This window comes from Saccharothrix espanaensis DSM 44229, assembly GCF_000328705.1.
GTDB lineage: Bacteria > Actinomycetota > Actinomycetes > Mycobacteriales > Pseudonocardiaceae > Actinosynnema > Actinosynnema espanaense.
In genome coordinates this window covers 3659055-3682731 of record NC_019673.1, presented here as the reverse complement: position 1 = coordinate 3682731, position 23677 = coordinate 3659055, and the positions used below count along the sequence as shown (strand labels likewise).

The following is a 23677-nucleotide window of genomic DNA, read 5'->3' as shown; positions in this document are numbered from 1 at the left end:
TCCTAACTGGTACTCAGTACCATAACGGACGTCGTACCGCCGCGCTATGCTGACCGCCATGTCCCTCCGGCAGCGCAAGCAGCAGCGGGCCCGCGAGCAGATCGTGGACGCGGCCTTCGCGCTGTTCGCCGAACGCGGCTTCGCCGACGTCACGGTGGCCGACATCGCCGAGCGCGCGGAGGTCGGCCGGACCACGTTCTTCCGCTACTTCGGCGACAAGCAGGAGGTCGTGTTCTCCGACGAGCAGGCGATCATCGACGACTGGATCGGCCGCTACCGGGCGCTCCCGCCGACCACCGACGTGCCCGCCGTGATGGCCCGGCTGCGCGAGTTCACCATCGCGCTGTGCCACGAGATGACCGCCGACGCCGAGCACTACGTCCTGCACGAGACCCTGCTCGCGGACAACCCGGAGCTCTACGACCGCGCCACCCGCAAGTTCCAGCGGCTGGTCGGGGCGATGAGCGCCGAACTGCGCGAGCGCGGCGTGCCCGAACCGGCCGCCACGCTCGCCCCGCAGGTCGCGCTGGCCTGCTACCGCACCGGGCGGCACACCGCCGGGCTCGACCCCGCCGCGCTGCCCGGCGCGGTGGCCGCGGCATTCGAACAACTGACCGAATTCGTCCCCCGGAATCACGCTCTTCCGCCCGGAACGGGCACCCGGATGGACTAGATTCGTCCCGTCATGCGACTCATCGGACGGGACCACCCCAGCGGGGTGCTGCGCACCGAGATCGACCGCGCGGCGCAGAGCCACGGCGGCCTGGTCCTGGTCGCGGGCGAACCCGGCATCGGCAAGACCACCCTCGTCACCGGCGCGGCCGACCAGGCGCGCCGGCAGGGCGCGCTGGTGCTCGGCGGCTCGTGCTGGGACTCCGCCTCCGCCCCCGGCTACTGGCCGTGGGTGCAGGTGGTGCGCGCGCTGCGGCGCGCCGCCGACCCCGACGAGTGGGCCGCGGTCGACCGCGAACGCCTGGAGGCGCTGCTCGGCGAGGCACCCGCCAACCAGGCCCCGGAGAGCTTCCCGCTCTACGACGCGGTGACCTCCGCGCTGGTCGCGGTGTCGCAGCGGCGGCCGGTCGTGGTGGTGCTGGAGGACCTGCACTGGGCCGACCCCGCCTCGGTGAAGCTGCTGGAGTTCGCCGCGCAGCACACCTGGTTCGAGCGGGTGCTGCTGGTCGGCACCTACCGCGACGCCGAGGTCGAGGCGGACGGCCACCCGCTGCGGCCGCTGATGACCCCGCTGGTGAGCCGGGCGACGTCGGTGACGCTGACCGGGCTGTCCGCGGCCGAGGTCGGCGAGCTCATGGCCGACACCGCCGGCCGGGCGCCGGACGCCGGCCTGGTCGCCGAGGTGCACCGGCGCACCGGCGGCAACCCGTTCTTCGTGGAGCAGACCGCGCGGCTGTGGCAGAGCGGCAACCCGGTGACCGCGATCGCGCCCGGCGTGCGGGACGCGTTGCGCCGCAGGCTGTCCCTGCTGCCCGCGCCGGTCGGCGAACTGCTCTCGTCGGCCGCCGTGCTGGGCCCCGAGTTCCACCGCCAGGTGCTCGCCGCGACCGCCGCGCTGCCCGTGCCGCACGTGGACCGGCTGCTCGACCAGGCCGCACAGGCACGGCTGGTGCGCACGCTGGGCGCGGGCCGGTTCTCGTTCGCGCACGACCTGGTGCGGGAGACCCTGTACGGCGCGCTGGAGGACGTGACCGACCGGCACGCCGCCGTGGTCGCCGCCCTGGCCGGCGCGCCGACCGGCCCGGGGCTGCCGGCCGACCTCGCCCGGCACGCCTACCTGGCGGGCGACCGGCTGACCGAGGAGCACGTGGTCGACCTGCTGGTCGAGGCCGCGCGGGACGCGAGTTCCCGGATGGCCGTCGATGAGGCGTCCGGGCACTACCGGCGCGCGCTGGAGCGGTCGACCTCGCCGCACCGCCGGATCCGGCTGGAGATCGCGCTGGCCAACGAGCTGTTCCACTGCGGCCCGTCGGCCGAGGCCGCCGTGCACTACGACCGGGCCGTCGACCTGGCCCGCGAGGTGGACGTGCCGGACGAGCTCGCCCGGGTCGCGCTGAGCCGGTTCCGCTTCGTGGCCGCCGACGACGAGAGCACCGAGCTGATCCGCGAGGCGCACACCAGGCTGATCGGCCCCCCGCCGGACGAGCCGGTGGACGTGCTCGCTCGGGCCCTGAGCGTGCGGGTAGCCGACCTGGCCCGCGACGGCCGGGACGACGTCGCGCTCGCCGACGGCCTCTGGGCGGTGCACGACACGATGTGGGGCCTGGGCTCCGCCGCGCGCCGGCTGGAGCTGACCGGCGAGCTGGCCGACCTGGCCCGGCGCACCACCGACCACGCCTCGGAGAGCCTCGCCGCGTCGCTGCGCTGGGTGGCGCTGGTGGAGCTGGGCGATCCGCGCTACCTGGACCAGCTACAGGCGTTCATCGCGAAGGTGGACCGCTGGTCGGTGCCCCGGTTCGAGTTCTCCTCCGCGATCGACCAGAGCATCATCGCCGCGCTGCGGGGCCGGTTCACCGAGGCGGAAGCCCTGATGGCACAGGCGGAAGCGCTCGGCGCGGGTGAGGACGGCAGCTTCCGGATGATGCACGTGCACCTGTGGTGGGCGCTGTACCTGTTGCAGGGCAGGCACGACGAGCTGGACCGGCTCGACCTGGACGGCTACCCGTACCCGGAGCTGCTGCGCGGCCTCGCCGCGGTCAACCGGGGCGACATCGGCACGGCCCGCGCCATGCTGGCCGCGCACGACCCGTACGACGACCGGTTCCAGCGGATGTTCGAGCCGCTGTGGCAGCGGTTCCGCGCGCACGTCGCCTACGCCACGGACGACCGCGAGCTGGCCGAGGCGGTGCGCGCCGAACTGGTCGACCACCGCGGCCAGTGGCTGGTGTCGATGTACGGCTGCGACATCAGCGGCCCGGTCGACCTGTGGCTGGGCCTGGTCGACCTCGCGCTGGGCCGGTGCGACGAGGCGGTGGCGGAGCTGACCGCCGCGGCCCGGTCCGCCGAGGCGATGCACGCCCGCCCGTGGGCCGTGGAGGTCCGGCGGTACCTGGCGGAAGCCCTGCGGGCGCAGGGTCGCCCGGCCGACGAGCTGGAGGGGCGGGTCGCCCGTGACGCGGCGGCGCTGGGAATGCGCCACCTGTCCGACGGGGTGACCCCGAACGGGTCGGCACCGGACGGGTCGGCACCGGACCGGGGTGCGGCCGACGAGTTCCGGCGCGACGGCGACGTGTGGTCGTTGTCCTACGGGGGCACGACCGTGCGGATGCCGGACTCCAAGGGGCTGCGGGACCTGCACGTGCTGCTGGGCAGCCCCGGCGTGCCGGTGCCGGCGGTCAGCCTGCTCGACCCGGAGGCGGTGCCGTCGGCGCGGCTGGGCGGCGACCCGGTGCTCGACGACGAGGCCAAGGCCGCCTACCGGCAGCGGCTGGAGCGGCTGGACGAGGAGATCGACAACGCCTACGACGACGTGCGGGCGGCGGCGCTGGACCGGGAGCGCACCGCGCTGCTGGAGGAGCTGCGCGCCGCGGCCGGGTTGGGCGGCCGCACCAGGCGGCTGGGCGACGAGGCCGAACGCGCCCGCAAGTCGGTGACCGCGCGGATCCGGGACGCGCTGCGCAAGCTCGCCGACCGGCACCCGGAACTCGCCGCGCACCTGCGGGAGCACGTGTCGACCGGCTCGACGTGCGTCTACTCCGGCTCGGCGCACTTCCGGAGGTGACCGTGGCCGACGACCCGGAACGCGCCTGCGGGCTGCCGACCGAAGGACTCGGGCCTGGTGCGGTGTTTCCCCGACTCGCGGTCGAAATCAGGTCGCGGATCCCCCGCACGCTGCGGGAGTAGACCGGCGCGGACGCGAAATCCTGCGGCGCAGCAAGTTCCAGGCGGTGGCTGCGCTCGTGGCGGTCCACTGCACGCCTTCACAGCAGGGGCGCGACCGCCGTCCGTGTCCCGCTTTCCGCGCCCCCGCCCGGAGAACGCGCCGCAGGCCGCACCCGACGAGCGGGCGCGGCCTGGCGGTGGCAGTCACTTCCGGGTGGTCACTTCCGGCTGGTCACTTCCGGTTGTACAGCCGCAGGGTGAGCGCTCCGAACACGACGGTGAACCCGACGCTGTAGCCCAGCGTCCACAGCATGGCCGACCCGTCGAACCCGCCCGACATCAGCGAGCGCACCGAGTTCACCAGCTGGGTGATCGGGTTGACCTCCACGAACGCCTGCAACCACCCCGGCATGGTCGCCGGGTTGACGTACACGTTGGACAGGAACGTCAACGGCATCATCACCATCATGCTGATGCCCATCACCGACTTCTCGCTGCGCATCAGCAGCCCGAACATCGTCCACACCCACGAGAACGCGAACGAGAACGCCACCAGCACCGCGATCCCGAGCACCACGCCGACGAACCCGCCGCCGGGCCGGAACCCGAGGATGAGGCCCACCACCATGATCGTGAACGACGCCAGCACGTACCGCAGCAGGTCGCCCAGGATGTAGCCGACCAGCGGCGCGGGCCGCCACACGGCGAGCGTGCGGAACCGGTCGAACACGCCCTTCTCGACGTCGGTGTTCACCGAGACCCCGGTGTACATGGTGATCATCACGACGCTGGTCACCGTGATGCCCGGCAGCAGGTACTGCAGGTACTCACCCGGCGAGCCGGCCAGCGCGCCGCCGAACAGGTAGGTGAACATCAGGATCATCATGATCGGGAACGCGGTCACGTCGAACAGTTGCTCCGGCACGTGCTTGATCTTCAGCACGGCCCGCCAGCCGAAGGTCAGCGACGCGGACAGCGGGCCCGGCCGGCGCGGCGCGTCCTGGTCCAGCAGCACGTCCGCCAGGTTCTCGACCTTGGGCGCGGCGAGCGCGTCGGCTTCCTTGGTGACGGTCATGCCGCCGCCTCCTTCTTGTCGGTCAGGGCCAGGAAGACCTCGTCCAGGCTGGGCTGGCCGAGGGAGAAGTTGTCCACGGTGATGCCCTCGCGGGCGAGCTGCGCCAGCGCTTCGGCGGCCTGCTCGGTGGCCCGGCCGGTGAGCCGGGCGGTCAGCGCGAGCGGGTCGGCGTCGAGCAGCACCTCGGCGTCGAGCACCCGGACCAGCAGCGCCCGCGCGTCCGACCGCCGGTCGGCGTCGCGCAGCCGGACGTGCACCGCGCCCTCCCCGACCGACGCCTTGAGCTCGCCCTTGGTGCCCTCGGCGATGACCTTGCCCCGGTCGATCACCGCGATCCGGGAGGCGAGCTGGTCGGCCTCGTCGAGGTACTGGGTGGTCAGCAGCACGGTGGTGCCGTGCGAGACGACCGCGCGGACGATGTCCCACACCTGGTTGCGGCTGCGCGGGTCGAGTCCGGTCGTGGGCTCGTCCAGGAACAGCAGGCGCGGGGTGTTGAGGATGCTGGCGGCGATGTCGAGCCGCCGCCGCATCCCGCCCGAGTAGTGCTTGACCTGCTTGCCGGCGGCTTCGGTGAGCCCGAACGCCTCCAGCATCTGCGCGGCGCGCTCCCTGGCGCGCGGGCGGCTGTACCCGATGAGCCTGCTGAGCAGGACCAGGTTCTCGGTGCCGGTCAGGTCCTCGTCCACGGACGCGTACTGGCCGGTGAGGCTGACCAGCTCGCGCACCGCGTTCGGATCGGCGCGCACGTCGTGGCCGAACACCCGCGCCTCCCCGTCGTCCGGTCGCAGCAGGGTGGCCAGCATCCGCACGGTCGTGGTCTTGCCCGCCCCGTTCGGGCCGAGCAGGCCGTAGACGGTGCCGGCCGGGACGGTCAGGTCGACCCCGTCCACCGCCCGGGTGTCGCCGAAGATCTTCACCAGCCCCGAGGTTTCGATCGCGTTCACGGTGTTTTCCTCTCTCACGAGACGTAGGGGTGGGCGTGGCGCGCGTCCCGCAGCGCCACCGCCCACCAGGTGAGCTGGTCGAGCATCGTGGTGGCCGCGCGCCGGCGCTGCTCGGAGTCCAGCGGCTCGTCGTCGAGCAGGTTGACGCCGACGCCGTTGCGCATCGTCATGACGTGCAGCTCGGTGAAGACGGTGCGGAGCTGCTCGACGGCGTAGACGCCTTCGGAGCGGTAGCCGTAGGAGACGAACGCGGCGGGCTTGGCGTGCCACTCGTCGTAGGCGAAGTCGATCGCCTGCTTGAGCGAGGCCGGGAAGCTCCGGTTGTACTCGGGCGTGACGACGACGAACCCGTCCGCCCACGCCACCCGCCCGACGAACCGGCGCATCGCGGCGGTCGGCTGGTCGGGGTAGGACGCGGGGAACTCGTAGTCCGCCAGGTCGACCAGCTCGACCTCCACGTCGGCCCGCCCGCCCGCGATCTCGGCGGCCCAACGCCCGATCGCGTCCCCGACCCGCCCTTGGCGCGTGCTGCCGATGATCACGGCGATGTGCAGCGGCTGCATCCGGCACCTCCCTCACACCGGGGAGGCGCTAGTTCTCCCGCCAGATCCGATCTGGCATGACGACCGGCTCGAAACTGGCACGACGATCGCACGCCATCTGGCACGCGATCTGGCACAGCACCTTGCACACCGAGTGGCGCTGACGACCTCGTGCGTGGTCGGGCGCTCCGGTGGCGGAGGTCGGCCCGGTCCGGAAGGCCCGCGAGGCGGCCCGGCCGCGTCGGCGCGCGATGAGTGCCGGGGCGAAGTGTCGGTCGGTGTTCCTCGACCGGCTGTCGGCCACGCTGGTGCTCGTCACAGTGTCGCCTTGCGGCGCAACGCAAAGCCCACGCCGCGCCTCTCAAGGCGACGGAAGGGCGGCCCGTGAGGACCGCCCTTCCGTGGTCGTGCCGACAGGTCAGATGCGGCAGGTGTCCAGCGAGCTCACCAGGATGGCGCGGGCGCCTACCCGCCACAGCTCGTCCATGATGAACGGCGCGTCGTCGCGCGGCACGAGCGAGCGCACGGCCACCCAGCCCTCGCGGGCCAACGGCGAGACGGTGGGCGACTCGATGCCGGGAACCAGCTTGAACGCCTCTTCCTGGGTCTCGGCCGGGCAGTCGAAGTCGAGGATGACGTAGCGGCGGGCGATCAGCACGCCCTGGAGCCTGCGGTGCAGGATCTCCACCGAGCGGACCGCCTCCGGCACGTCCTCGACGGTGTCGCCCTGGATGAGCACCGCCTCCGACTTCAGTATCGGCTTGCCGAACGTCTCCAGCCCCGAGGTCTTGAGCGTGATGCCGGTTTCCACGACGTCCGCGATCGCGTCCGCGACGCCCAGCTCCACGGCCGTCTCCACCGCGCCGTCCAGCCGGACCAGGGTGGCCTTGATGCCGTGCTCGGCGAGGTGGTTGTCCACCAGGTTGGGGTAGCTGGTGGCGATCCGCTTGCCCTCCAGCCCGGCCGAGTCGGAAATGCCGCCCGGCTTGGACGCGAAGTAGAACGACGCCTTGCCGAAGCCCAGCGGGAGGATTTCCTTGGCGTTCACCGTGGAATCGAGCAGCAGATCCCGACCGGTGATGCCGACGTCCAGCGAGCCCTCGCCGACGTAGACCGCGATGTCCCTCGGCCGCAGGAAAAAGAACTGCACGTCATTCGACGGGTCGGCCACGATCAGCTCACGCCCGGACCGATGGACCCGGTACCCCGCCTCGGCCAGCATTTGCGCCGCGGGAGCACTCAAGGAGCCCTTGTTAGGCAGGGCGAAGCGAAGAGGAGCCATGTCGCGAAGTCTCCCACATCGCGCCGGGACGCCCTGACCTGGGGCCGGGGTCCCGTCCCACGGAATGGAACCCGGCCGGTGCGGGCCGCGCGCCGGTGCGCCGCACTGGTCGAACCGGACCCGCACCGGAGGTGAACGGGCCTCGACCCGCGACCCGCCCGCGGCGTGCGAAGACATCGGCATTGCGGCGCCGAGCGTCCTTTCCGCGGTAGTCGCCGGAATTACCCGGGCGACCGCGACCGAAAGACCTGCCGCATTTCCGGAATTCACCCGGAGGAAGTACGGCGGTCACCCGGCGGCCTTCGGGGCGGCTCGCGACCGGCGGTGCACGAGTCACCGGGTGTCCGCGCCGGATGCCGGGAATTCCCGGGGGCGTCGGGTGTCGATCCGGGTCGCGGCCGTTCGTCGTGGTGGTGACGGCGGACGAACCAGGAGGAGTACCGATGAGGCTGACCGTGACGATGTTCGTGTCCCTGGACGGTGTGGCGCAGGGGCCGGGCGGACCCGACGAGGACCGCGACGGCGGGTTCGGGTCGGGCGGCTGGGTGGTGCCGTTCGTGGACGAGGACTTCCTGGCGACCATGGGCGGCCGGTTCGGCGAGGCGGGCGCGTTCCTGCTCGGCCGGCGCACCTACGAGATGTTCGCCGGCTACTGGCCGGCCGTGACCGACCCGGCGGACCCGATCGCGGCGGCGTTGAACGCGCTGCCCAAGCACGTGGTGTCCACGACGCTGACCGACCCGGCGTGGGCGGGCACCGCGGTGCTGCCCGACCTGGCCGCCGTCGCCCGGCTCAAGGCCGCGCCGGGCTGCGACCTCCAGACGCACGGCAGCACGCGCCTGGTGCACGCGTTGGCCCGGCACGGCCTGGTCGACGAGTACCAGGTGTGGACGTTCCCGGTGGTGCTGGGCGGGGGCAAGCGGCTGTTCGAGGCGGGCGCGGTGCCGGCGGGGCTGCGGCTCACCGGTTGCCGGACGACGAGGGCCGGAGTGACGGTGGCGAACTACGAGCCCGCCGGCGCGCCCGAGGTGGGCTACCTCGGGCCGGAGTGACCCGACCGCGCGAGGCGGTGCGCGTCGATTCCCCCATGGCGCGTCGAACCCCCGTGACGCGTCAGCCCCGGACCTGGCGGACGTGTCAGCCCTCGGGACGCGTCCACCAGGTGGCCGACGCCACCGCCTCGAAGCCCAGGGAGTCGTAGAGCGGTTTGCCCGCCGTCGCCGACGACAGCGTGTACGGCACGTCGGCACCGCCGAGCACACCGTGCATCAACGCCCGGCCGACGCCCTGCGAGCGGTGCGCGGGCAGGGTGGTGACCCAGTACAGGCCGCCGATCCCGTTGTCCACGACGGACATGCACGCGCCGGCGACGTCGCCGTCCCGTTGCACCAGGAACAGGCGGACGCCGGCCACGTCGAGCAGGGCCGGGGTGAACGTCTCGCCGGCCGTGAAGCCCGGCAGCGGGAAGCCGTCGATGATCACCCGTTCGGCGACGGCCACCTGCTCCGGCGTGACGACCGGCGTCACCTCCAGGTGCGACTCGGGCAGCGGTGCCGGCGGGCGGATCATCACCGGCAGTGGCCGCGAGGTCAGCCCCCACGGGCTCCCGTCGACCACGCTGTACGGGTCCTCGACCACGACCTGGTCGGGCGCGCCGGCCACCAGACGGCCGATCTCGGCCAGGTCGGCGGCGGACGGGTCCGGTCCGAGGACGAGCACGCGCACCAGGCGCGAGCCGGTCATGACGGCGAACCCGCGGTGCTCCCGGTAGTCCTGGCCCCGGGTCCGGGCGAGCACGGAGAGCAGGAACCGGGCGTTGCCGGTGGCGAGGTCGAGCGCGTCGGAGGCGGTGGCGGTCATGATCCCGACCCTATGCGGCCGCCTGCGGGCGCGACCGGTGTTCGGGCCAACCACCCCTCGTCGCACGTCGCCCACCGCACAGCGCGTCAGCAAGACCCTGTGGCCGCCGTGCCGGACGGGTGCCCACGCCGGGACACGCCCGCGCCGGTCAGCGCAGCGCGACGATGGCGGCGGCGCGCCGGACCGGATCGAGTCGGTACGCGTAGCCGTACAGCGTGTCCCGCACCCGGAGCGGAGAACGGTCCGCCCACCCCCGATCAACGAGCTGCTCGACCGACACGACATGTCGACCTCCACCAGCAGTACCACCAGCACACACCGCTGCGGAGGATGGCTGGGATCCACCGGCCGACCGTCGATGCGTGCCCGAACGCCACCGAACAGACCGAACTCGACCCCCACCGCTCCCCCTGCCCCGCATCGCTCCTCGCACCCGGGTGTAGCGGGCCTCACCAGTCGAAACCAGAACGATTCCAGATCTTCCCCAGATCGGTCGCGCACAGTGGGGCACCGCACCACAAGATCAGAGCAGAGGGGGAATTCATGAAGACGAAAAGGGTCCTGCGGGCACTCGCCGCGATCGCGGCTCTGGCAAGCTGCTTCAGCCTCGCCACGGCATCTCCTGCCATGGCGGCTGACGGCTGGCAGCGCACGACCAACGTGTCCGACGACGAGTACAACAACGGCCGCGCGAAGGTCTGCGCGTTGGCCAATCCCTGGGGCATCGACCGGGCCAAGGCGTGCTTCCAGCCTCACGGCGAGTGGTTCTGGCTGAACGACCTGTCCAGCAACAACGAACCGGCGGGAATGGACTGGTACTCCGGCAACCGATCAGGAGTGGCGTACTGGGACGGGAGCGCTCAGGCCGGCTGGACCAACCTGAACAAGAGCTTCTCCGTCGAGGGACAGAGGTTCACGTTCCGGGCTTGTGAAGTGAACCTGAGCACGAGGCGCGTGGTGGAATCCACGTGCAGCGACTGGGAACACACGACCACCTGACGTCGGCCGGCGCGACGAGCACCTCGGCGAAGAATCACGTCGGGGTGCTCACCCTCAACCGACGGTGACGGCCGGAGCGGCATCAGTCTCTTCCATCTCCTCGCCAGCCGCATCGTCTCTTCGATCAGGTTCACGGTCGCGTGTTCCAGGACGGTCTTGATGACCTCGACCTTTACGAAGATCTGACCCTTGCCATTGCCGCTCGCCACGCCAAAGGGCTGTCACGTAACTCGGTGATCGGTCGCCGGGCTGGATCGGGGATCATGATCGAGTGCAGGGTGATCTCGGAGTCCCGGTCGGAGTGGATCGCACCGTTCACGGGCTTGCAGCCAGGGCAGTTCCGCAAGCTGGTGCGGGTGGTGGCCGCGCGCGGCGGTGACACGATCGAGGACGGACGTCCTGGCCGGCAGTGGCGACTGGATCTGGCCGACCGGGTGCTGCTGGTGGCAACCTACTGGCGTACCAACCTCACGATGCGGCAGCTCGGGCCGTTGCTCGGGGTGTCGCACGCCGCGGCGAACCGGGTCGTGGACACCGTCGGCCCGCTGCCGACCCTGGCCCCGGTGAAGCGCCGCCGGATCGACCAGGTCGCGATCGTCGACGGCACCCGCCTCGTGATCGCCACCGGCGACCCGAAACCCGGCAACCGCAACGACCGCACCGTCTACCGCGACTCCGGCATCGCCGACATACTCGAAGGCCGACCCGTCATGGCCGACGGCGGCCACCAGGGCAACCCCGAAGTGATCACGCCCTACCGCAAACCCCGCGACGGCAGCCCACTCGCCGACTGGCAGAAAGACCCCAACACCGTCCACCGGTCGATCCGTACCCGAGCCGAACACGCCCTGGCCCACATGAAGAACCGGACCATCCTGCGCGACTACCGCCGCGCCGCCCACACCCTGCGCGACACCACCTCCGGCATCGCCCACCTCCACAACCTCACCGGCTGACCAGGGAAGCACCACCCGGTGTCAACCACAAGATCAGTTACGTGACAGCCCTTAGGCAGCGGGCGATGTCGCAGCCGGGACGGGTCCGCTGCGGTGCGAGATCAACCAGTTCGTGTCAACCCTCCGACATGAAGCTCGGGTCCGGTTCGTAGACCGCTGCGTACATCAACGGCTCGGACCACTCCTCGGGCACCGGGCCCGCGACGGTCACCTCGTCCGTGCGGCGCGCGACGGCTTTGCCGACCGCCCGATGTGTCCGAGGACGCCACCCTGACAGGCGACGGGCGTTGTCCTGTGGCGGAGACCGGGCACCGACGACATCCCGCAGGTTCAGCAGCAGTGCCTCGCAGGCAGCCGCAGTCGTCTGTGCGCCCAGGGCAGCGGTCGGAACAGAGGCGATGCCTCATCCTCGGATGTCACCGGCAACACGGTAGTGCGCGACAAACGCACCCGTGCACCGAAGCGGACTGTTCAGACGTTCACGTCAAGCGGAGCGAAGGCGTATCCGTAACGACTGGTCCTGCCGAGCGGGTCAGCACCTATATTCCGCCGCCTGGAGCCATGGCTGCGCCCGACCTCGGTATCCCGGTGCCCAGGCAAATATCGCCAACCTCCACGACCGGATCATCGACCATCTGCCGTAAGGGCGTGTCGTACTCTTTACGTCCTGCATCGTGTGCCGAGCGCCCCAGCTGGCATCAGCAGCGCGCGGCCAGCGCTCGCAAGACCTCGACCCGCGCCTGGCTGGGCACTGCTGGAACATCACGGCTCGACGTGCTGCGCGCCTGGTAGGTGACCGTCGCGTCACGACAGCGATGCGGAACCCATGGGACGGCTCGGTTCGAACAGCTCTCGCGGATTGGGAACCTCGGAGTTCCGAATAACGTTACGGCATACGGACTAACGAGATGCAACGTATGTCCGATGTAGTGACCACACAGGTGCGCACCTGATCTTTTCGGACCTGCTTCGGGAGGAGAACGGTGATGTCCACCAAGACCAGAATCGCTCGCCGCTGTCTGGCGTCGGCCGTAGTCGTAGCATTGGGCGGTCTCGGGTTCGCCGTGCCAGCCGCGGCCGCGTCGCCGGGCGCTGTCATCGGTTGGGGCGATGACAGCGTCGGTCAGTCGACGGTGCCGGCCTCGGCATCCTCCGGCATGACCGCCGTCGCCGCCGGCTTGGCACACAGTCTGGCGGTGAAGTCCGACGGTTCGGTCATCGCCTGGGGCAACAACCAGGTCGGTGAGACGACGGTGCCTGCCGCAGCCTCCTCGGGCGTCACCGCAGTCGCCGCCGGCTACGCCCACAGTATGGCGGTGAAGTCCGATGGATCGGTCATCGCCTGGGGCTACAACAACAGTGGCCAGGCGACGGTGCCGGCCTCCGCCTCTTCCGGCGTCACCGCCATCGCCGCCGGCGAATTCCACAGTCTGGCGTTAAAGTCCGACGGTTCGGTCATCGCCTGGGGCAGCAATGCCTCCGGTGAGTCGACGGTGCCGGCCTCGGCGTCGTCCGGCGTCACCGCCGTCGCCGCCGGCCAGTTCTCCAGTATGGCGTTGAAGTCCGACGGCTCGGTCGTGGCCTGGGGCTACGACGGCTTCGGTCAGTCGACGGTGCCGGCCGCGGCCACCTCCGGCGTCATCGCCATCTCCGCCGGAACCCTGCACAGCCTGGCGTTGAAGTCCGACGGCTCGGTCCTGGCCTGGGGCAACAACAGCGTCGGTCAGTCGACGGTGCCGGCCGCGGCCACGTCCGGCGTCGCCGCCATCGCCGCCGGCGGCTCCCACAACCTGGCACTGAAGTCCGATGGATCAGTGCTCGCCTGGGGCAACAACGGCAACGGTCAGTCGACGGTGCCGGCCGCGGCGTCGTCCGGCATCGTCGCCATCACCGGCGGCAACCACCACAGCCTGGCGATCAAAGCCCCGCAACAGGCGGATCTGGCCATCGGCTTGTCGGCCGGACCAAAGGGCGTGGCGCTACTCCACGTCACCTACACCCTGACCGTCACCAACAACGGGCCAGGCCCGCTCACCACCGCGACGATCACCACACAGTTGCCCGCCGCCACCGCCAACGCCACCGGCTGCGCCTACAACCCCGGGCTCAAACAGCTCGCCTGTACCATCGGGCCGCTCGCGGTCGGTCAGACCGCGACCACCACCTTCACCGCCACACCCGGACTACTCGCCCTCAACCTCCCCTACACCGCAACCGCCACCCGCACCACCAGCACGCCCGACGACCCCGACCCCGCCAACGACTCCGCGACCGCGACCTGCGCCGCCCACGTCCTGCCGCTCACCCTCTTCTGCCGCTGACGCCACAGCCACGGGCTGCCCGGACAACCAACCGGGCAGCCCGTGGCCGAACGACCGGTCCACGACCACCACCCGCCACACCCGGATCGGACCCCTGCCTCCGAGCGGAAGGCCACTGCCGATCGCCCACCAGGGCCGCATGAAGCTTCCGGAGTCGGTCAGGGCGATCGTCCGGCCGGCCGCGTGGCCCTCCGGTATCGGATCGGGACCCCACCGCGCGGTGTCGGCTGTCGATCCAGCACCGACCGGAGCACGCCGACTGCTGCGGGTCGAGGCGACGAAAGGGATCCAGCGGCGTGGGCGAGACCACGGGCGTGGCCGCGTCCGATCCACAGCGCGATGAACCGCCGCGCACGCGCCCTGGATCGTGCACCGCAACCGTGAGGCGCTCCGCCGGCTGTCCAGATCGCAGACGCGCCGCCAACCCAGCGCCAGCCACAGCCGGCCCTGGATCGTGGCGGTGGCGGAGACCGGCAGCGGTCTGGGAGTGCCGGCCTCGGCCAACGGCGGCAACGTGACCGGACGCTTGCGCAGCTTGCCCAGGCCGCGGCATCCGCTGCTCGGCGCGGGCCAGCACCCCACCGGCAAACGCAGCACCGCCATACTCACAGCAACCTGGCGGAACCCGACCACCCCGGCACGCTACGGCGAGCCAGGCCCACCGGCCGCACCGCAACCCCTGCGAGAAGTCCGGAACCCACGCGGATCCGTCCCACTTGAACTCCACGCTCCAGCCGTCGCCCTCGGGCGGTCCCCGGCCGTGGGCAGCATGGGCTCGACCACCGGAGCATGTAACGACTGGTCCTGCCGAGCGGGTCAGCACCTACCCTCTGCCGCCTCCTGACCCATCCGGCCGCTCCAGCGCGAAGCACGCCTTCACCACCAAGCTGCCGATACGAATCCGCAGGTCAGCCCCGTTCCCATCCTTTGGTACTTCCGCCCCAGATCCGGCCAGGGCGGCGGCACGTACCGAGATCACCAACCAACAGCAGGCAATGCCGCCGCCACTGGCCTCCGCCAAGCGCTCGACCTCCGATGGATGACGCGGCAACTGCACCTCACGAGCCGCGCTTTTCGCCCCACCGGCGGGGTTCAAGCCGGGGCAGGCCACGAGGCGACCGATCGTGCGCACCGACACGGTCACACCACTGCCAGCGAGTTCCAGCCCGTTGATCTCCGCCGCCGTGCTGGCCCTGTTCGCCACCGCACCCCGCTCCCGGCCCGTCCGGGTCGGCGTCTCCTGCGCCGGCGGACGGCACCGCAACGTCGTGGTCGCCGAGGCCGTCGCCCCCCGGCCGAGCTTTCCCAGGCCGCCACGCTGCTGGACGACGTGGAGACAATCTCTCGTACCCGCATCCCGGACCCAAAAACGCGCGCAACGAGCGACGCTCGCCGCCGTCCGCGAAGCCACCCGCACCGCCAGCCACGCCGAGGTCGCCGCCGCGATCGGCGTCTCCCCCTCGGCGGTCAACAAGGCCATCACCCAGCACAACGCCGCCGCGCGGGCCTGAAGCCAGAACCCTCCAGGCCGAGAACTCCAGGTCCAGTCCGACCAGCCGCGCCCGCACCGGCACGCGCGGGAGCGGCATCTCGTCGTCGGCGGCTGCAGTCCTTTGTGGACCAACGCGGCCCGCGGTCGGGCATCACCCGTTCGGGCAGGTCCGGGGGACCGCTACCGTTCCCGGGTGAATTCCCGCCCGCCCGAGCCGGTGACCATCGCCCGCGTCGACCCCGACCGCGCGGCGTTCGTAGCCCGCAACCAGCGCGGGGTCCAACGCGACGACCAAGGCCGCCTGCGCACCACCGGCTGGACACACGACAACCCCGACGCGATTCCCCGCGCCACCTGAAACCGGGGACCCCGAGCCGGGCCCGACCCGCTGTCGTCCGCAGAAATGCGGCCCTAGTCTGCTTCGCGTGGAATGGCGGCGATACGGCGAACACCACGTGGTCGGGGCGGCGTTGGAGGGTGACCGGACGGTCCACCAGCCCGACGCGGCATTACTCACGCGCCCAATGATGGAACGGGAACGACGAGCTGATGGCGGCGGCGTCCGCCCGGCTGGAGGGCTGCACCTGGCGGTCGCTGCTTAAGTCATGGCGCGCTACTTCTCGGCACCGGCGGCGGTCGTCGCCGACCCGACCGTCCCAACCGTCCGACCAGCACAGCAGATACCCCTTCATACCTGCTGATCCACGTGCCCTCACCGACGGGTGTCGGTGAGGTTCGCGCCGGCGAGGACCGCACCTTCGAGGTACGCGTCGGTGAGGTTCGCGCTTGTGAGGTTCGCGTCGGTGAGGTTCGCGCCTTCGAGGTTGGCGCCTCTGAGGTTCGTGCCGGTGAGGTAGGCGCTGTAGATGTCCGCGCCAGCGAGGACCGCACCTTCGAGGTACGCGCGGGAGAGGTTCGCGCCTCTGAGGTCCGCGCCGGTGAAGTCCGCGACTCCGAGGTCCGCGCCTCCGAGATCCGCGTCGGCGAGGTCCGCGCCGTCGAGGTCCGCGCCGGCAAGTTTCGCGCGTCCCAGGCATGTTTCGGTCAGGTCGACGCGGGTGCCCTGGTCGTGGCCGGTGTCGCGTCGGCCGAGGACGGTCAGGGCGGCTTGGACGTCGACTGCGGGTTGTTCCGGGCAGGGCGCGTAGCCGGGGGTGCCGGGATCGTTCGGCCGGCGTGGTGTGGTGCTGCGGACGTACGCGGACAGGGCCTCGATCACGGTGGGGTGGTCGCGTGGCGAGTCGCGGGCGAGTCGTTCCAGCGCGTAGATCCCGCCCAGCCGGGCCTGGAGGTGGTCGGCTCCGATCCGGTCGAGCTGGTCGACGGCCTTGGTGAACCGGTCGGTGAGCTGTCCCTGCTCGGTCACCGCGTTCTGCTCCCGGGTGGCCTGCAACGACAAACCGGTGAACACCACGCCGGCCCCGGCCGCCGTCGCCGCCAGCAGTGACGCGACCGCGGTCCAGTTCCACGCCCGTCGCGGACCTAATCGCGGTCTCCGACGGATCGGCCTTCGCAGACGCGCCGGGCGAACGACGTGGGGCGGCGCGGACGGCAGTGCCCGCACGGGGCGGGGAGTGCGGTAGGACCTCATCCTCCAAGGCTGGCATCACTACCCTCACGGCGGGGGACGATTGCTGCCGGTCGAGCGAGGTGTGTCCGGCCCCGGTCTCGCGCCACGACGAAATCAACGACAACCGGTCGTCCACCATCAAGGTCGGCCCGACTCCTCCCTCGCTTCAGGCAGGCTTCAGGAGTCCCGGGCCGATCGCGGGAGTTTGTCGGCCCGGAGGCACCGCCGCGACGACCAGGTCCGGCCCCGAGAAGCTGCGGGCGCACAGGGGGAGATGCGCCCGCCGGGTCGCGCAGACGGCCGGGTGCCGCCAAGCCGACGTAGGGAGGGTGCCTGTGGCGGGCCTCCACAAACCCTCCACAGTGGACCCGACCTTAAGAAATGGCCTGACACCGTTGTAACGAGCGCCCATGAGCAAGGCATGGGCTTTCACCCGCTCACCGAGACCGGGCAGCTGCCCGGTCAGCCGGCCCAGCCGCGCGACGTCGAGCCCGCGCACCGCGTCCGGGTGGTCGGCGGCCGGCTGCGGCCACCAGTCGATCGTGGACCACCGGTCGGTCAACGGCCGCAGCCCCACCGCCGGCAGCAGACCAATCATCATCGCCACGTCGGCCACCGTCCGCAGGTCCGGCGATCCCGGCACGAGACTCGCGGCCCGGCCGTCGAGTCGCTCGAACACCACGGCCGGCCAGCCGCGACGTCGGCGTGCGCGAGCACCCGCGGTGCGATACCGCCGGTGTGCGTGGCTGCGGCCAGCTCGGTGCGCAGCCACCTGCGGTGGATGTTCACGCACTCGACCGCCTTGACGGACGCGGTCCCGGTCTCGGTGGTCAGCACGGCGCAGATGTCGATGTTCTGCCCCTCGTGCACCTCGCGCGCGTCGCGCACCTGGCCGATCCGGTGTTCGAGTTCGGCCCGCACCGTCTCCGGCAGGTCCGCCCAGCACGTCCTCACTGCAAGCCCCTTTGCTCTCGGCGGTCACGGCGACAGGCGCGGCACCCAGCCGCGCCACCCGCCCACCGTCCGACGACGACGGAAGGGAACCGATTCGTACCCGGTCGGGTCCTTGCCGCCGGCCGGGCGCTCTCGGGAGGGTGTGGCGCGAACCCACGACCCGACCGCCGCGGAGACACGCCATGGGCAAGCACGAGGACAAGAGCGACCAGGACACGGCGGACCAGCCGCACAAGCCGCAGGGCGGCTCGGGCGGCACGTCGAACCCGGACGGCCCCGATGGCGGCAACCACGGCAGCGGGAAGTGAGGACCCACGCCGACCTGGTCGCCGCCCTGCGCACCAGCGACGCCGTGCCGGCGACGTGGGCGGAGGTGTTCACCTCCGTGGACCGGGGCGCGTTCGTCCCGGCCCGCTGCTGGGTGGACGACCGCACCGGCCGGCCGGCCCCGCTCGACCGCGCCGCGGACCCCGACGGGTGGGCGGCTGCGGTCTACAGCGACCGGCCGATCGTCACGCAACTCGGCGACGGCGCGACGGTGTGGCCGGCGACCAGCCGCAACCCGACCAGCAGCGCGTCCCAGCCGTCGCTGGTCCTGTCGATGCTCGACGCGCTCGACGTCGAGCCCGGCCAGCGGGTGCTGGAGATCGGCACCGGCACCGGCTACAACGCCGCGCTGCTCGCGTCGCGGCTCGGCGACGAGCAGGTGGTCACGGTCGAGTTGGACGCGGAGCTGGCGGACCGCGCGCGCCAGGCGCTCAAGGACGCGGGCTTGGACCCGGTCGTGGTCACCGGGGACGGCGCGGCCGGCCACCCGGACCGTGCCCCGTACGACCGGGTCGTCGCCACGGCCGCCGTCGCGGCCGGACGCATCCCGCAGGCGTGGATCGAGCAGACCCGGCCCGGCGGGCGGCTCGTCGTGCCGTGGCGGACCACGTGGGGCGCGGGGGTGCTGGTGACGCTGGTCGTCCACGACGACGGCACGGCAACCGGATCCGTGGCCGGCGACGCGTTCTTCATGCCGTTGCGCGACCACCGCACACCGTGGGGGCACGCCGCCCGGTTCGGCCGCCTCGCCGAGGACTCCGACCTGCCCGCCACGACGACCGGCCTCCCGCCCAACCGGGCCGTCTACGACCGCGGCGGCTCGTTCGCGGTCGGCGTGCAGGTGCCCGACGTGCAGCACTCCGTCGCGCACGACGACACCGATCCGGACGTGTGGGAACTGTTGCTGTTCCACGTCGACAGCGGGTCGTGGGCGACGGTGCAGACCACGCCCGACGCCACCGCCGCCAGCCGGTTCGATGTCCGCCAACACGGACCGCGCCGGCTGTGGGACGAGGTCGAAGCCGCCCACGACTGGTGGCACCGACACGGCGAACCCGACCCCGACCGGTTCGGCATGACCCTCGCCGGTGGACGGCAGACCATGTGGCTGGATACGCCCGAGACCGAAGCGCACATCTCGGAATAGCCACCCGCGACAACGGGCGGGACACCAGGACGGGCATCCCGGTCCGGCAGGCCCTCGCATGCCGGAACGGGACGCCGTCCGTTCCAGCATGCGACGGCCCGGCCCGGGTTGTGGTGGTTGGTCCTGGGGCCGTGGGATGAGCGAGCGCAGGATCACGGCGGGCAGGGCGAGTTCGTCCACGGCGGCGGCGTAGGGCGAGACGTCGCCGAACCGCGCGGCCAGCAACTTCCACGCCAGCAGCGGCTCTCACCACCGGCTCGTCCTTGCGCCAGCCACGTGCCGAGAGCTGCGTGTACAGCGGCCGGCGGCGGGCGTCGTCGATGCAGCCGCAGTGTCACGCCCGCATGATCAGCGCCTGGCTCTACATGCCCCAGATCGACTTGAGGCGGGCGTAGTCCTTCAGGATCAGGTCGAGGCCGAGGATCTCCCGCGCCCGCTGGCGCGGCATGAGGAACTCGCCGGCGAACCGGTTGGCCTCGTCCTCGGGTTCCTCCGCGCGGCGGTGGCCGTGCAGCACCAGGTGCCCCCGCTCGTGGCTGAGGGCGAACCGGTCCCGTTCCGGTTTGCTGCCGGGAAAGTAGCCGACCACCGCGTGCGCCTCGGGCCCCGTCCGCGCGGACATGCCGAAGTGCCCCAGGGTGGCAACCGCCTCGGGTCGTTCTCGGGAAGATTCCCGCATGCGCGGGACGAGGTGCAGCCAGTCCTCTGCCGCAGCCGGTTCGTCGGAAGCAGGTCCCAGAGACGTTCGCGGACGCGTTGACCGGGTGTCCCTACGAAGACTCCGGCGGCTACTTCGACCATCCATCGGGTGAGGTGGCCACGGAGGCCTTCGGGTGCGGCCATGAGGATGATGACGGTCACCAGTCGACCTTCGCGGGTGCGGCGTCGTCGAAGTCGGGGCCGATGACGGTCAGGTGTTCTCCTGGTGGAGCGTCGAGGTCGGAGGACCAGTTGACGCCTCCTGAGACTGCTCCGAGTTCGTCGTCCCAGAGTTCGTCGGGGTCTCTGTCGAGAAGTTGCTTGCCGTCTGACACTCGTCCCCGCGCACGCGAGATCTTCCCGGGATCGGTGCGGCCTCGTTCGGCGGCAGCGCCCCTCCCCGGCACCTGGGGGTCTTCCCGGTAGATCACCGACCACACTCACCCGTACGCGTGGCCACTCGGTCATGGGCTTCGCCGGTCTCCCCCGGGAGGCGCGTCGGCGGACCGCTCTTCGTTGTGAAATAAACTCAAGTCCCTGTCCGTCGCGCCGTCGACCGCACATGTGCGGTGGGAATCCACGGCCGGATGAATGCTCCGCCGAATGGAATCAGATTCGCCCCCGCAATAGGGGTCGATTTCAGTCCGGTCGTTGTGTGGGGGGTGTGGCGCGCCTAGTCTGCCGATCGTCCGACTGCCGACACACGAGGACTGGGGATGAATCGACATCGACTCGCGGTGCACCGGACCATCGTCGTCGTGGATGTCGAGAATTTCGGCAGTCCGCGCCGCACCACCGTGCACCAACTGGCCGTGCGCACCGGTCTTTACGGGATGCTGCGCTCGGTGTTCGAGTCGACCGGCGTGCCGTGGGACGACTGCGACCACGAGGACCGGGGCGACGCGGTGTTCGTCCTCGTCCCGCCGAACGTGGCCAAGGCCCGGTTCGTGGAGCAGGTGCCCCCGGCGCTCGCGGCGGCCGTGCACGAGCACAACCACGCGCACCCGCCCGAGGAGCGGATCCGGCTGCGGATGGCGGTGCACGCGGGCGAGGTCGCCTACGACGAGCACGGTGTCACGGCCGCTGCGGTGAACCTGACCTTCCGGCTGCTCGAAGCGCCCCGCTTCAAGACCGCCCTGGCGGAGTCGCCAGGCGAACTGGCCCTGATCACCTCGAACTGGTTCTTCGACGAGGTGGTCCGGCACAGCGCCGTCGACCCGGCGACCTTCCGGCGGATTTCCGTCCAGGTCAAGGAAACCTCGACCACCGGGTGGGTCGGCGTCCCGGACCACCCCTACCCGTCCGACCCGGCGGAACTGCTGCGCGACCCGACCGCCGAGTCCCGGGAGCGGGCTCCCCGCCAGCTCCCCGCGCCGCCGCGGGCGTTCGCCGGCCGGGCGACGGAGCTCGACGCCCTCACCGCGACCGTGGACGAGGCGGGCGACGCGGTCGGCATCTGCACCATCAGCGGACCGGGCGGCATCGGCAAGACGTGGCTCGCGCTGCGTTGGGCGAACGACAACCTCGACCGGTTCCCGGACGGCCAGCTCTTCGTCGATCTGCGAGGGTTCAGCCCGGAGGGGCAGCCGATGTCCTCGGCGGTCGCGCTCCGGGGCTTCCTCGACGCCCTGGGCGCGAGCCCCGCCGAGACCCCGACCGCGCCGCACGCCCAGGCCGCGCTGTTCCGCAGTCTCGTCGCGGGCGCGCGGATGCTGGTCGTGCTGGACAACGCAGCCACCGCCGAGCAGGTGGCGCCGCTGCTCCCGGGCAGCCCGACGTGCACCGTCCTGGTCACCAGCCGCAGCAGGCTGCCCGGCCTCACCACCGGGCACGGCGCGCGGCAGGTGCCCCTGGGCGTCCTGGGCGAGACCCAGGCCCGCGCGCTGCTCGGCGACCGGATCGGCAAGTCGCGGATGGACGCCGAACCCGTCGAGGTGGACCGGTTGGCCGGCTTCTGCCAGGGCTACCCGCTGGCGCTGGGCATCGTCGCCGGGCGCGCCGAGGTCGAACCGGACCTGCCGCTGGCGAGCCTGGTCGCGGAACTGCGCGACGCCGGCGTGGAGGCGCTCGACTCGGTCGACCCCACCGCCAGCCTGCCCGCCGTGCTGTCGTGGTCCTACCGGGTGCTGGCCCCGGAGCAGGCCGTCGTGCTCGTGCTGATCGGGCTCGCGCCCGGTCCGGACATCAGCCTGCCCGCCGCCTCCGCCCTGAGCGGCCAGGGCACCGCGCGCACCAGAGCGGCCCTGCGCGGCCTGGAACAGCTCTCGCTGCTGCACCGCAGCGCCCCCGACCGCTACCAGGTGCACGACCTCATCCGACGCCACACCACGGAGACCGCCGACACCTACGTGACCCCGGCCGAACGGGACGCGGCGCTGCGCCGGGTGGTCGACTTCTACCTGCACACCACGCGCGCGGCCGACCAGGTGCTCGACCCGCACCGCGAGTCGACGGCCCCGGACGACCTTCCCGCGCCGGGCTGCGCACCGCTCCCGCTGTCGACCGAGTCGACGGCCCTGGCCTGGCTGGACACCGAGCACACCTGCGTCCTGGCCGCGCAACGCCTCGCGGAGCGCGGCGGTTGGCCTACCACCGCGGCCCACTTCGTCCCAGTCCTGCACACCTACCACTGGCGCAGGGGCCTGCTGGACGACCAGATCGCGGTCGGGGAGATCGGTCTCGCGGACGCCGAGCGGCGCGACGACCCCGGATCCCGCGCCATGGCACACCGGCAGATCGCCGAGGCGAGCGCCCTGACCGGACGGCACACCGAGGCACACGACCACCTCCAGCAGGCGCTCACGCTGACCCGCGACGTCGGCGACCTGCACGGCCAAGCCCACACCCACCGCATCCTCGCCTGGACGAAGAGCGAGCACGGCGAGATCGGACCGGCCTTCGAGCACATCACCCGCGCGCTGGAACTCTTCCGGGACTGCGGCGACGAGGAGTGGGAGGCCCGCGCGCTCAACCAGACGGCCTGGTACGAGATCCTGCTGGGCCTGCACGAGGAGGCCCGCGCCCACGTCGCGTCGGCCCACGAACTGCACCGCCGCCACCACAACGCCAACGGCGAGGCGATCTCCGTCGCGATCGAGACGTTCCTGGCCTTCCGCACCGACCGCCCCGAAGAGGCGCTGAGCCGGGGCCGTCAAGCGTTCGCCATGCTCCAGGACGTGGGCAACACCTACATCACCGCCCAAGTCCTCGAAGTGCTCGGCCAGGTGCACCTCGCCCTGGGCGAACGCGACCAAGCCCGCCGGTGCTGGCAGCACTCCCTGAAGCAGTACCGCGAACAACACCGGGAGAAGGAGGCCCGACGCGTGCGGCAGCTCCTCGACGGCCCCGACTGACCGGCGTCACGACCAGAGCCGTCGACCCGGGCGACGCGCCGACGACCCCGCGTCGCGAGACCACCGGGCAATGCCGAGTCGTTTGTGGAGCCCGACTGACTCGTGCAGTGGTCAAGCCATGGCGTGCGAGCGTCCGCGCGATCAAGTCGAACTCGCATCGTTGATCGGCCCTCCCGGCATTGCGGGACGACTCGTGCGGGCCGATCGGGGCCAACGCAGCGGTGACCGAGTTGCGGCCCGCCAGGTAGATGCGGACGCGAGCCGAAAAGGTTGTCCAGGTCCAGTTGGCGAAATCGGTGATTGGCACCCGCCCCCCGCGCAG

Annotated in this window: 22 protein-coding genes and 2 pseudogenes; 11 read left to right on the top strand and 13 right to left on the bottom strand. The window is 71.6% G+C overall.

All coding sequences use genetic code 11. The features are described from left to right. The first annotated feature begins 58 nt into the window (after positions 1-58). Both BN6_RS44900 and BN6_RS16475 read left to right on the top strand, forming a co-directional pair. Positions 59-673, top strand: coding sequence for a TetR/AcrR family transcriptional regulator (locus tag BN6_RS44900; RefSeq protein WP_148302901.1), 615 nt, complete (start codon positions 59-61; stop codon positions 671-673). Between the two features lie 12 nt (positions 674-685). Beyond that, entirely contained in the window at positions 686-3733 is a 3048-nt protein-coding gene (locus BN6_RS16475) for an ATP-binding protein (protein ID WP_015100813.1), read from the top strand. A 333-nt stretch (positions 3734-4066) separates the two neighbouring features. Here the strand turns inward: BN6_RS16475 and BN6_RS16470 are convergent, their stop codons facing one another. The 4 genes from BN6_RS16470 to hisG form a co-directional block, all read right to left on the bottom strand. Next, a complete protein-coding gene (locus BN6_RS16470) occupies positions 4067-4909 on the bottom strand; it encodes an ABC transporter permease (RefSeq protein WP_015100812.1) in 843 nt (280 codons plus the stop codon). Beyond that, the gene (locus BN6_RS16465; protein ID WP_148302900.1) at positions 4906-5853 is read right to left on the bottom strand and encodes an ATP-binding cassette domain-containing protein; all 948 of its coding nucleotides are present in this window, start codon (positions 5851-5853) and stop codon (positions 4906-4908) included. Before BN6_RS16465 ends, BN6_RS16470 begins: the two co-directional genes overlap by 4 nt. A 14-nt stretch (positions 5854-5867) precedes the next feature. Further along, on the bottom strand, positions 5868-6416 hold the full coding sequence (locus BN6_RS16460) for an NADPH-dependent FMN reductase (protein ID WP_015100810.1): 549 nt from the start codon (positions 6414-6416) through the stop codon (positions 5868-5870). 397 nt (positions 6417-6813) lie between these two features. Continuing rightward, positions 6814-7677: an ATP phosphoribosyltransferase gene (gene hisG / locus BN6_RS16455; protein WP_015100809.1), complete on the bottom strand. Its 864-nt coding sequence runs from the start codon at positions 7675-7677 to the stop codon at positions 6814-6816. A 443-nt stretch (positions 7678-8120) separates the two neighbouring features. Between hisG and BN6_RS16450 the strand changes: the two genes are divergently transcribed. Then, positions 8121-8729 (top strand): dihydrofolate reductase family protein, encoded by a 609-nt coding sequence (locus BN6_RS16450; RefSeq protein ID WP_041312959.1) that lies wholly within the window; start codon positions 8121-8123, stop codon positions 8727-8729. A gap of 85 nt (positions 8730-8814) precedes the next feature. On the opposite strand, the gene BN6_RS16445 is transcribed toward BN6_RS16450, so the two are convergent. After that, positions 8815-9537, bottom strand: a complete 723-nt coding sequence (locus BN6_RS16445; RefSeq protein WP_041317006.1) for a GNAT family N-acetyltransferase — start codon at positions 9535-9537, stop codon at positions 8815-8817. Between the two features lie 148 nt (positions 9538-9685). Beyond that, a complete protein-coding gene (locus BN6_RS49635; RefSeq protein WP_269454338.1) occupies positions 9686-9817 on the bottom strand; it encodes a hypothetical protein in 132 nt (43 codons plus the stop codon). 263 nt (positions 9818-10080) lie between these two features. Here BN6_RS49635 and BN6_RS45715 point away from each other — a divergent pair, with 263 nt between their 5' ends. Then, positions 10081-10536: a hypothetical protein gene (locus BN6_RS45715; protein WP_015100806.1), complete on the top strand. Its 456-nt coding sequence runs from the start codon at positions 10081-10083 to the stop codon at positions 10534-10536. Positions 10537-10590: 54 nt separating this feature from the next. Here BN6_RS45715 and BN6_RS48810 read toward each other — a convergent pair. After that, positions 10591-10748 (bottom strand): annotated as a pseudogene (locus tag BN6_RS48810) (flavodoxin-dependent (E)-4-hydroxy-3-methylbut-2-enyl-diphosphate synthase); the annotation flags it as partial. A gap of 51 nt (positions 10749-10799) precedes the next feature. Between BN6_RS48810 and BN6_RS16430 the strand changes: the two are divergent. From BN6_RS16430 to BN6_RS46715, 4 genes are all read left to right on the top strand, one after another. Further along, positions 10800-11492, top strand: coding sequence for a transposase family protein (locus BN6_RS16430; protein WP_041312955.1), 693 nt, complete (start codon positions 10800-10802; stop codon positions 11490-11492). A 986-nt stretch (positions 11493-12478) separates the two neighbouring features. Further along, positions 12479-13813, top strand: coding sequence for a DUF11 domain-containing protein (locus BN6_RS16425; protein ID WP_015100803.1), 1335 nt, complete (start codon positions 12479-12481; stop codon positions 13811-13813). A gap of 1124 nt (positions 13814-14937) precedes the next feature. Beyond that, complete coding sequence (locus BN6_RS45705) at positions 14938-15324, top strand: hypothetical protein (RefSeq protein WP_148302899.1); 387 nt, start codon at positions 14938-14940, stop codon at positions 15322-15324. Between the two features lie 174 nt (positions 15325-15498). After that, positions 15499-15663, top strand: a complete 165-nt coding sequence (locus BN6_RS46715) for a hypothetical protein (protein WP_158509395.1) — start codon at positions 15499-15501, stop codon at positions 15661-15663. A 354-nt stretch (positions 15664-16017) separates the two neighbouring features. Here the strand turns inward: BN6_RS46715 and BN6_RS16410 are convergent, their stop codons facing one another. From BN6_RS16410 to BN6_RS47270, 3 genes are all read right to left on the bottom strand, one after another. Then, positions 16018-16719, bottom strand: a complete 702-nt coding sequence (locus BN6_RS16410) for a pentapeptide repeat-containing protein (protein WP_051075601.1) — start codon at positions 16717-16719, stop codon at positions 16018-16020. 322 nt (positions 16720-17041) lie between these two features. Beyond that, complete coding sequence (locus tag BN6_RS42015; protein WP_051075600.1) at positions 17042-17491, bottom strand: hypothetical protein; 450 nt, start codon at positions 17489-17491, stop codon at positions 17042-17044. Beyond that, positions 17473-17829, bottom strand: a complete 357-nt coding sequence (locus tag BN6_RS47270) for a hypothetical protein (protein ID WP_015100800.1) — start codon at positions 17827-17829, stop codon at positions 17473-17475. The genes BN6_RS42015 and BN6_RS47270 overlap by 19 nt, the downstream gene beginning before the upstream one ends. Positions 17830-18011: 182 nt before the next feature. Between BN6_RS47270 and BN6_RS49630 the strand changes: the two genes are divergently transcribed. After that, positions 18012-18137 carry a hypothetical protein gene (locus BN6_RS49630; RefSeq protein WP_269454337.1) on the top strand — a complete coding sequence of 42 codons (126 nt, stop codon included), beginning with the start codon at positions 18012-18014 and terminating at the stop codon, positions 18135-18137. Continuing rightward, positions 18134-19303, top strand: coding sequence for a methyltransferase domain-containing protein (locus BN6_RS16400; protein ID WP_231905314.1), 1170 nt, complete (start codon positions 18134-18136; stop codon positions 19301-19303). Before BN6_RS49630 ends, BN6_RS16400 begins: the two co-directional genes overlap by 4 nt. A gap of 361 nt (positions 19304-19664) precedes the next feature. On the opposite strand, the gene BN6_RS47405 is transcribed toward BN6_RS16400, so the two are convergent. The 3 genes and pseudogenes from BN6_RS47405 to BN6_RS45700 form a co-directional block, all read right to left on the bottom strand. Beyond that, positions 19665-19925 (bottom strand): ImmA/IrrE family metallo-endopeptidase, encoded by a 261-nt coding sequence (locus BN6_RS47405; protein WP_051075599.1) that lies wholly within the window; start codon positions 19923-19925, stop codon positions 19665-19667. Positions 19926-20032: 107 nt separating this feature from the next. After that, positions 20033-20164: pseudogene (gene cas2e / locus BN6_RS49625) on the bottom strand (type I-E CRISPR-associated endoribonuclease Cas2e); the annotation flags it as partial. Then, complete coding sequence (locus BN6_RS45700) at positions 20161-20433, bottom strand: hypothetical protein (RefSeq protein WP_015100797.1); 273 nt, start codon at positions 20431-20433, stop codon at positions 20161-20163. The gene BN6_RS45700 and the pseudogene cas2e, both read right to left, overlap by 4 nt. Positions 20434-20760: 327 nt before the next feature. On the opposite strand from BN6_RS45700, the gene BN6_RS16390 reads away from it, so the two are divergent. Next, positions 20761-23355, top strand: a complete 2595-nt coding sequence (locus BN6_RS16390) for an ATP-binding protein (RefSeq protein ID WP_158509394.1) — start codon at positions 20761-20763, stop codon at positions 23353-23355. Positions 23356-23677: the final 322 nt, after the last annotated feature.

Excerpts from the sequence above, each read along its gene's own strand:
- BN6_RS44900 (WP_148302901.1), top strand. The coding sequence starts at position 59 with ATGTCCCTCCGGCAGCGCAAGCAGCAGCGGGCCCGCGAGCAGATCGTG.
- BN6_RS16475 (WP_015100813.1), top strand. The coding sequence starts at position 686 with ATGCGACTCATCGGACGGGACCACCCCAGCGGGGTGCTGCGCACCGAG.
- BN6_RS16470 (WP_015100812.1), bottom strand. The coding sequence starts at position 4,909 with ATGACCGTCACCAAGGAAGCCGACGCGCTCGCCGCGCCCAAGGTCGAG.
- BN6_RS16460 (WP_015100810.1), bottom strand. The coding sequence starts at position 6,416 with ATGCAGCCGCTGCACATCGCCGTGATCATCGGCAGCACGCGCCAAGGG.
- hisG (WP_015100809.1), bottom strand. The coding sequence starts at position 7,677 with ATGGCTCCTCTTCGCTTCGCCCTGCCTAACAAGGGCTCCTTGAGTGCT.
- BN6_RS16450 (WP_041312959.1), top strand. The coding sequence starts at position 8,121 with ATGAGGCTGACCGTGACGATGTTCGTGTCCCTGGACGGTGTGGCGCAG.
- BN6_RS16445 (WP_041317006.1), bottom strand. The coding sequence starts at position 9,537 with ATGACCGCCACCGCCTCCGACGCGCTCGACCTCGCCACCGGCAACGCC.
- BN6_RS45715 (WP_015100806.1), top strand. The coding sequence starts at position 10,081 with ATGAAGACGAAAAGGGTCCTGCGGGCACTCGCCGCGATCGCGGCTCTG.
- BN6_RS16430 (WP_041312955.1), top strand. The coding sequence starts at position 10,800 with ATGATCGAGTGCAGGGTGATCTCGGAGTCCCGGTCGGAGTGGATCGCA.
- BN6_RS16425 (WP_015100803.1), top strand. The coding sequence starts at position 12,479 with ATGTCCACCAAGACCAGAATCGCTCGCCGCTGTCTGGCGTCGGCCGTA.
- BN6_RS49630 (WP_269454337.1), top strand. The coding sequence starts at position 18,012 with ATGGGCAAGCACGAGGACAAGAGCGACCAGGACACGGCGGACCAGCCG.
- BN6_RS47405 (WP_051075599.1), bottom strand. The coding sequence starts at position 19,925 with ATGTCCGCGCGGACGGGGCCCGAGGCGCACGCGGTGGTCGGCTACTTT.